The organism is Micromonospora sp. NRRL B-16802 (assembly GCF_001279555.1).
GTDB classification, from domain to species: Bacteria; Actinomycetota; Actinomycetes; order Mycobacteriales; family Micromonosporaceae; genus Micromonospora; species Micromonospora profundi.
In genome coordinates this window covers 655,252-663,193 of sequence record NZ_LGEB01000001.1, presented here as the reverse complement: position 1 = coordinate 663,193, position 7,942 = coordinate 655,252, and the positions used below count along the sequence as shown (strand labels likewise).

Below are 7,942 nucleotides of genomic sequence, written 5' to 3'. Positions count from 1 at the left end.
GGGCGGGAAACTACGGGCGGGTTGGCCAGAGTTTGGGGGGTGCTGCGGCTGGGGGGTCGCCTACTAACTCGGCCAGGCGTGTCAACCTGCGCCGGCCGGTTATCCGGTAGGCCGGGCCGCCTTCGGCGGGGGCGAGCAGCGTCGCGGACAGGCCTGCGGCGGCGAGCGCCGCGCCGAGCGCGTCCCAGGAATCCGGGTCGCCCTCGCCGAGCCCCAGCAGGAAACCGCCGAGCGGCTCCGGCGTACCGGCTGCGGCGACCCAGAGCCGCAACCGCCGGCCGGTGAGGTGCAGGACCGCCGGTGGGCGCTTGACAGCACCGTGCAGCCAGGCGGCCGCGAGCGGCTTCAACACCCGGGTGTACGACGTACGGACCGTGTGTTTGCCGTCCTCGGTCGGCTCCCAGCTCGCGGCGAGACCCCGCAGTGCCAGTTCGGCGACGAGCACGTGCACCCGCCAGGCAGCGTCCACCCGCACCGAGAGTCGCGCCGTGCCGCCCATCCGGACGACTTCGCCCGGCCCGGCGAGCAGCCCGGCCAAATCGGCGACCGTCGGCTCGGCGGCCTCCGCGCCGAAGAAGACAAGTTGCCGCCCGGCGTCCTCGTCATCGGGAGTGCCGGAGTGGGCCGACCCAGGGCGGACGGAGCCGCTGCGCCGCCGACCCCTGCCAGCAGCGCCGGCCAGGGCGTCGGCAGCGACAGCGCCGGCGCTGGACTCCGCCGGGACAGAAGCTGGCGGATCGGGTGCGGGGAACAGGGCCGGGACCGGCGGCTGCGCCGCCCCGGTGTCACCGAGCCCGCTCAGCGACACTCCGGCACCTCGTCGAAGGCTTGTTTCAGCTCCTCGGAGTTGAGCTGGCTGGTGTCCAGCGCGCTGGCGTCGTACTCCTTGTTGAGCGTCTCCACGGCGGCCCGGACGCCGCCGTAGAAGACAGTGGGCTCGCCGGTGCCCAGGCCGTCGATGGTGTCCCGTGCGCGACCGTAGGCGTCGCGCATCTTGCCCAGGGAAGCGCGGAACCCGGCGGCGATGGCCTCGCCGTTGTCCGTCTCGGGCACCCCGGCCTGCTCCACCTTGCGTCGCGCGGTCTCGCTTGCCTGCTCCGCGCCGCCGAAGAGCCGCACCAGGTTCTCCTTGGCCTGCGCGGGGGTGGTCTGCGCGGTCATCTGCTGGTCGGCGCTGCTCGTCAGCTTGCTGATCTCGGAGCGCCACGGGGTGAGCGCGCCGCAGACCGAAGCCGCCCACGCCCGTGGGCTGGGGCCGCCGCCGCAGCCGGCCAGGATGGCGAGCGTGGCCAGGACCACCGTGAGCTTTCCAACGGTGGACGTCCGGCACGTACGCATGCGTTGCAGCGTACGGCCTTTGGCCAGGTGTGGCACCGGTCGGTTGGATGGGACCGGACGGCAGCGGTCCCCGGTCGGCTGGTGCGCCGACCGGGGACCGGGTACCGCTGTTTCGATCAGGCGTTCACCGTCTCCGGCCGGTGGTCGGTGCTGCCCGCACCGGTGTTGCCGCCGCCCTCGGACTCGTCCATGGCGATGCCCTTGCGCTTGCTGAACACCACGGACGCCACGATGATCGCCGTCGCGACCAGCGCGATGGTCACCCGCAGCCCGACGTTGCGGTCGTCGCCGACGCTCCAGGCCACCACGGCGGGCGCGATCAGCAGCGAGACCAGGTTCATCACCTTGATCAGCGGGTTGATCGCCGGGCCGGCGGTGTCCTTGAACGGGTCACCGACGGTGTCACCGATGACCGTGGCGGCGTGCGCCTCGGAGCCCTTGCCGCCGTACGCGCCGTCCTCGACCAGCTTCTTGGCGTTGTCCCAAGCGCCACCGGAGTTGGCAAGGAAGACAGCCATCAGGGTGCCGGCGCCGATCGCCCCGGCCAGGTACGCGGCGAGCGCGCCGGGCCCGAGACCGAAACCGACAGCGATCGGCGCCAGGATGGCGAGCAGGCCGGGGGTCACCAGCTCGCGCTGCGCGTCCCGGGTGCAGATGTCGACGACCTTGCCGTACTCCGGGCGCTGGGTGCGGTCCATGATGCCGGGCAGTTCACGGAACTGCCGGCGGACCTCCATCACCACGGCACCGGCCGAGCGGGACACCGCGTTGATGGCCAGGCCGGAGAAGAGGAACACGACAGCCGCACCGATGATCAGGCCGACCAGGTTGCGCGGGTTCGCCACGTTCAGCGAGTTGAGGATCTCGCCGCCGACGTCGCCAACGCCGGCGTCCGCGTACGCGGTGCGCAGCGAGTCGGTGTAGGAGCCGAACAGCGCGGTCGCCGCGAGCACCGCAGTGGCGATCGCGATGCCCTTGGTGATCGCCTTGGTGGTGTTGCCGACCGCGTCCAGCTCGGTGAGCGTCCGTGCGCCGTGCTCGTCGATGTCACCGGACATCTCGGCGATGCCCTGGGCGTTGTCGGAGATCGGCCCGAAGGTGTCCATCGCCACGATCACGCCGACGGTGGTGAGCAGGCCGGTGCCGGCCAGCGCGACAGCGAACAGCGACAGCGTGATGGAGCTGCCGCCGAGCAGGAACGCGCCGAAGACGCCAGCACCGATGAGCAGCGCCGAGTAGACCGCCGACTCCAGGCCGATGCTGATGCCGGCCAGGATGACGGTGGCCGCACCGGTCTGCGAGCTCTTGCCGATGTCCTGCACCGGACGGCGGTTGGTCTCGGTGAAGTAGCCGGTCAGCGCCTGGATCGCGCCGGCCAGCACGATGCCGATCACGACCGCGCCGATGGCCACGAGCCGCGGGTTGCCCGTCGCGTCGGTAAGCCCGCTGCTGAACTCGCCGAAGGTCGCCGGCAGGTACGCGTACGCGGCGATCGCCACAAGCACTGCGGAGAGCACGGCGGAGATGTAGAAGGCCCGGTTGATCGCCGTGAGGGCGTTGCGGTCGGACGCGCGCAGCCGGGTGATGAAGACCCCGAAGATCGCGACCAGCACACCGATGGTGGAGATGATCAGCGGGAAGACCAGGCCCTCCTCGCCGAACGCGGCACGACCGAGGATCAGCGCGGCGACGAGCGTCACGGCGTACGACTCGAAGAGGTCGGCGGCCATGCCGGCGCAGTCGCCGACGTTGTCGCCCACGTTGTCGGCGATGGTGGCGGCGTTGCGGGGGTCGTCCTCGGGGATGCCCTGCTCGACCTTGCCGACGAGGTCGGCGCCGACGTCGGCGGCCTTTGTGAAGATGCCGCCGCCGACCCGCATGAACATCGCGAGCAGCGCGGCGCCGAAGCCGAAGCCCTCCAGCACGGTCGGCGCGTCACCCCGGTAGACCAGGACGACAAGCGCGGCACCGAAGAGGCCCAGGCCGACGGTGAGGAAGCCGACCACGCCACCGGTCCGGAAGGCGATCTTCATGGCGGCCTCACGGCCGCCTTCGCGCTCACGGGCGGCGGCGGCCACGCGCAGGTTCGCGCGGGTGGCCAGCCACATGCCGGCGCCGCCGATGGACGCGCTGAACAGGGCGCCCACCACGAAGAAGAGCGAGCGGCCGATCTTCACGGCCGTCTCGCTGCCGTCGGTGTTGTGCACCGGCAGCAGGAAGAGCAGCACCACTGCGATGACGACGAAGATCGCCAGGGTGCGGAACTGACGGAGCAGGTAGGCCGAGGCGCCCTCCTGGACCGCCTCCGAGATCTCCTGCATGTTGGTGGTGCCCTTGCCGGCTGCCAGCACCGCCTTCGTCAGGGCGGCGGCAAAGGCGAGCGCTACCAGCGCAACGACCGCGGCGATGACGACGTATGTGACATTGCTTCCGGTAAGGGAAAGCCCGCCGCCCTCGGCGGCCAAGGTCTCGGACATCTGTGTCCTCCTGTTACCGAACACTCGCGCCGGTGGGTGGAGACGCACCGACCGGCGCCTGAATGCGGACTTGCAAGCGCGCCAACCCACCCCAGCGGACCAGCGATGACCACCCATAACCGCTGGGTGCGGGACGGGTCACTTGCTGACAACCCGGGTACTGTAGCCCTCCGCAGTGTTGGAGGTCACACGCAGGTGCCACCGTGTCTCGATGATCTTCGTCGCTGTGTTATGAAACAAAATCTGATATAGGGCATGTTCCATGCCAGAAGGCCGCATCCCACCAGGGGATGCGGCCTTCTGATCGGTAGGTGTCAGCGGCTGACCGGCCACACCATCCGGACCTCGGTGCCGATGCCCTCGTCGACAGGGCGCACCTGGAGGTCCTCGACGAAGCCGGCGAGCAGCGCGAAGCCGACGCCAGTGGTCAACGCCTCATCGGTGAGCGACTCGTTGGCCAGTTCGTCCGGCGGAAGCGCCGCCAACCCGATACCTGCCTCGATGGGCGCCCGGTCCACGACACGCACCGCGTACGTGCCGCCGTCGGACATCTCCACAAGCACCGGATCGGCGAGGCCGTACTGCCGGTGCAGGGCCACCGCCCGCGTGCACGCCTCACCGATGGCCAGGCGCACCTCGTCCAGCAGGTCCTCACGGACGCCCGCGCGCCGGGCGACGGCGACGCCGACCAGTCGGGCGGTACGCACGTGCACCGGAGCCGGAGAGAAGGAGAGCCGGACCGTCGCCATCACGCGTTGATGCCGGTCGGACCCGCGTCGACCGCCGCCTCGACAGTGGGGTGCAGCGGGAACACCTGGTCCAGTGCGGTGATCCGGAAGATCTTGAGCAGCGGCTCCTTGTCGCAGACCAGCGCGAACGAGCCACCTGCCGTACGCAGCCGCTTGTGCGCGCCCACCAGCACGCCCAGCCCGGTGGAGTCGAGGAAGTCCACCCGACCGAGGTCCACCACCACGTGCCGGGCGCCGCCGTCGATCAGTTCGAGGAGCCGTTCACGGAGCCGGGGCGCGGTGTAGACGTCGACCTCACCGCCGACCTCAAGCACCGTGTGCTCGCCCACGGTGCGCGTCGCCAACGACAGCTCCATCGGTCCTCCTCGCCAGAGCCGTAAACTCTCCTGGGCATCTAACCACTACCGCCGGGGCATCCTTGCGGCCACCGGCGGAGGCTTTCCCTTACCCCGGGGCTCGACTTTTCATCTCCGAACACCAGTGCGAGAGTGCAGGACGTGACTTCCGACGACTTCGGCTCCGCGCGCCTGTCGCCGCGCGACGACCTGAAGCTGTCGCCCGTCGACCTCCTGCGTCGGCTGCGCTCCCGGGGTACCGGCGATCCGGTCACCCACGTCGAGCGGGTGCCGGCCCGCGCCGGGGTGCCCGCACCGTGGCCGCCGTGGGCACCGACGGAGCTGCGCGCGGCGTTCGCCCGGCGGGGCGTGGTCGCGCCGTGGCAGCACCAGGCCGAGGCGGCCACCCTGGCGTACGAGGGCGGGCACGTCGTCGTCGCCACCGGCACCGCGTCCGGCAAGTCGCTTGCGTACCAGCTCCCGGCGATTGCCACACTGCTCAGCGACCCCCGGGCCACAGTGCTCTACCTGGCGCCGACCAAGGCGCTCGCCGCCGACCAGTTGCGGGCCGTCGCCGAGTTGGAGCTTGAGGGGGTACGCCCCGCCTGCTACGACGGGGACACTCCGCGCGCCGAGCGGGAGTGGATCCGCAGGCACTCCCGCTTCGTGCTCACCAACCCCGACATGCTGCACCACGGCATCCTGCCCGGGCACGCCCAGTGGTCCGGCTTCCTGCGCCGCCTGGCGTACGTGGTGGTCGACGAGTGCCACACCTACCGGGGGGTGTTCGGCTCGCACGTGGCGCACGTACTGCGCAGGTTGCGCCGGCAGTGTGCGCGCTTCGGGGCGACCCCTGTGTTCGTCCTCGCCTCGGCGACCTCCGGCGACCCGGCGACAGCCGCCGGTCGGCTGACCGGCCTGCCCGTGACAGCCGTCACCGAGGATGCGTCACCGCGGGGCGGGGTGACCTTCGCCCTCTGGGAACCGCCGTTGCTCCCACCCGAGTCGGGCTCCTCCTCCCCGGTGCCCCCGCAGGCGACGGGCGACCATGACGACCTCCACCAGGTCCGCCGGTCGGCGCTGCGCGAGACCGCGGACCTGCTCGCCGACACGGTCGCCGAGGGGGTACGCACGCTCGCCTTCGTCCGGTCCCGCAAGGGCGCGGAGGTGGTGGCGGCGAACGCGCGACGGGCGTTGGACGACGCTGTCCCCGGGCTCGGCGACCGGGTGGCCGCCTACCGGGGCGGCTACCTGCGCGAGGAACGACGCGAGCTGGAGCGGGCGCTGCTGCACGGTGACCTGCTGGGCCTCGCCTCCACAAACGCCCTGGAACTGGGCGTGGACCTTGTCGGCCTGGACGCCGTGCTGATCTGCGGTTACCCGGGCACCCGGGCCTCCCTGTGGCAGCAGGCCGGCCGTGCCGGGCGCTCCGGGCAGGAGGCCCTCGCCGTGCTTGTGGCCCGGGACGACCCGCTGGACACCTACCTCGTGCACCACCCGGAGGCGATCTTCGGGGCACCGGTGGAGGCAACGGTGCTCGACCCGGCCAACCCGTACGTGCTGGCCCCTCAGTTGGCCTGCGCCGCGGTCGAGGCGCCGCTCACACCGGCCGACCTGACGCTCTTCGGCGACGGGGCGAAGGAAGCGGTCGACGAGCTGGTGGCGGCCGGGGCGCTGCGGCAACGACCCACCGGCTGGTACTGGCGGCACCGCGAACGCCCCGAGGTGGACCTGCGCGGTCAGGGCGGCGCCCCGGTCTGCGTGGTGGAGTCGGCCACCGGCCGGCTGCTCGGCACCGTCGACGGCGGCTCCTCACACTTCCTGCTCCACCCCGGCGCCGTCTACCTGCACCAGGGCATCTCGTACGTCGTCGACGATCTCGACCTGGTCGACGGTTGCGCGCTCGTGCACGCCGAGGAACCGGACTGGTCCACCCACGCCCGCGACGTCACCGACCTGTCAGTGGTGTCCGTGCGCTCCTACGTGGACGCCGGGCCGGTCGGGATGTTCCTCGGCGAGGTGGACGTGACCAGCCAGGTGGTGTCCTACCAGCGGCGCAGGATCGCCACCGGCGAGGTGATCGACACCCGGCCCCTGGACCTGCCCACCCGGGAGCTGCGTACCGTGGCGGTCTGGTTCACGCTCTCCCCGCAGTCGCTGACCTCAGCCGGAGTGCAGACCCCTGACGTGCCCGGTGCGCTGCACGCCGCCGAACACGCCGCGATCGGTTTACTTCCCCTGATGGCCACCTGCGACAGGTGGGACATCGGCGGGCTCTCCACCGCGCTGCACCCGGACACCGAGGCGCCGACCGTCTTCGTCTACGACGGGCACCCCGGCGGGGCGGGCTTCGCCGAGCGGGCGTACGGGACGGCGTCGGCGTGGCTACGGGCAACCCGGGACGCCATCGCGGAGTGCGGCTGCGAGACCGGATGCCCGTCCTGTGTGCAGTCGCCGAAGTGCGGCAACGGCAACAATCCGCTCTCCAAGCCGGACGCCATCCGGGTGCTCGACGTGGTGCTGGCGAACCTGCCCGCCTGAGTGCCTGCGGAGCCGGACAATCCGGCCATGATCGACTCGAGTTCATTGACTTCGGGGTATCCCGGCGCCGTGGACACCCCGGCATCAATGATGTCGAGTCGATCATCGCTCTGAACGGGCCGGTCTGCGCCGCGGTCTTGCATGAACCCACCGGACGCTGGGCACAATAACTTGGGAGCGCTTCCATCGATGTCTATTTCGTTGTCGCCCCGTGCCTGAGGAGGAGTTGTGGCCGACACCATCGCCGAGACCGTCGACCTGCTCTACACCATCGACCAGGAACAACTCACCCTCGACCAGCAGATCGCGCTCGGGTCCGCGCTGGCCGCCCTGGCCCAGGCGGAACGACTGGAGCAGATCAACGAACGGCTGCGCAACATTCACCAGGTGCTCAACACCTGGGCGCTGCGCGTCACCGTCGACGGCCGCTGACCTCCCAAGCGACGGTCCGACCGAACGGGGCGGTCGGACCGCACGTGACAGACAGCCTGACGGGTCATCG

The 7,942-nt window shown here is 71.0% G+C and carries 7 protein-coding genes; 2 read left to right on the top strand and 5 right to left on the bottom strand.

The annotated features are described in order from the left end of the window. Positions 1–10: 10 nt before the first annotated feature. From ADK66_RS03160 to ADK66_RS03140, 5 genes are all read right to left on the bottom strand, one after another. A complete protein-coding gene (locus ADK66_RS03160) occupies positions 11–808 on the bottom strand; it encodes a hypothetical protein (RefSeq protein ID WP_053652289.1) in 798 nt (265 codons plus the stop codon). Further along, positions 799–1,338 carry a hypothetical protein gene (locus ADK66_RS03155; protein WP_053652288.1) on the bottom strand — a complete coding sequence of 180 codons (540 nt, stop codon included), beginning with the start codon at positions 1,336–1,338 and terminating at the stop codon, positions 799–801. Before ADK66_RS03155 ends, ADK66_RS03160 begins: the two co-directional genes overlap by 10 nt. A 116-nt stretch (positions 1,339–1,454) precedes the next feature. Continuing rightward, positions 1,455–3,815: a sodium-translocating pyrophosphatase gene (locus tag ADK66_RS03150; RefSeq protein ID WP_053652287.1), complete on the bottom strand. Its 2,361-nt coding sequence runs from the start codon at positions 3,813–3,815 to the stop codon at positions 1,455–1,457. A gap of 314 nt (positions 3,816–4,129) precedes the next feature. Continuing rightward, positions 4,130–4,567, bottom strand: a complete 438-nt coding sequence (locus tag ADK66_RS03145; protein ID WP_053652286.1) for an ATP-binding protein — start codon at positions 4,565–4,567, stop codon at positions 4,130–4,132. Further along, positions 4,564–4,920, bottom strand: coding sequence for an STAS domain-containing protein (locus ADK66_RS03140; protein ID WP_053652285.1), 357 nt, complete (start codon positions 4,918–4,920; stop codon positions 4,564–4,566). Before ADK66_RS03140 ends, ADK66_RS03145 begins: the two co-directional genes overlap by 4 nt. A 141-nt stretch (positions 4,921–5,061) precedes the next feature. Between ADK66_RS03140 and ADK66_RS03135 the strand changes: the two genes are divergently transcribed. Further along, on the top strand, positions 5,062–7,440 hold the full coding sequence (locus ADK66_RS03135; protein WP_053652371.1) for a DEAD/DEAH box helicase: 2,379 nt from the start codon (positions 5,062–5,064) through the stop codon (positions 7,438–7,440). A gap of 228 nt (positions 7,441–7,668) precedes the next feature. Beyond that, entirely contained in the window at positions 7,669–7,872 is a 204-nt protein-coding gene (locus tag ADK66_RS03130) for a hypothetical protein (RefSeq protein ID WP_053652284.1), read from the top strand. Positions 7,873–7,942 lie beyond the last annotated feature (70 nt).

What these genes read in the sequence shown, in the direction of transcription:
- ADK66_RS03150 (WP_053652287.1), bottom strand. Translation starts at nt 3,815, where the DNA reads ATGTCCGAGACCTTGGCCGCCGAGGGCGGCGGGCTTTCCCTTACCGGA.
- ADK66_RS03140 (WP_053652285.1), bottom strand. Translation starts at nt 4,920, where the DNA reads ATGGAGCTGTCGTTGGCGACGCGCACCGTGGGCGAGCACACGGTGCTT.
- ADK66_RS03155 (WP_053652288.1), bottom strand. Translation starts at nt 1,338, where the DNA reads ATGCGTACGTGCCGGACGTCCACCGTTGGAAAGCTCACGGTGGTCCTG.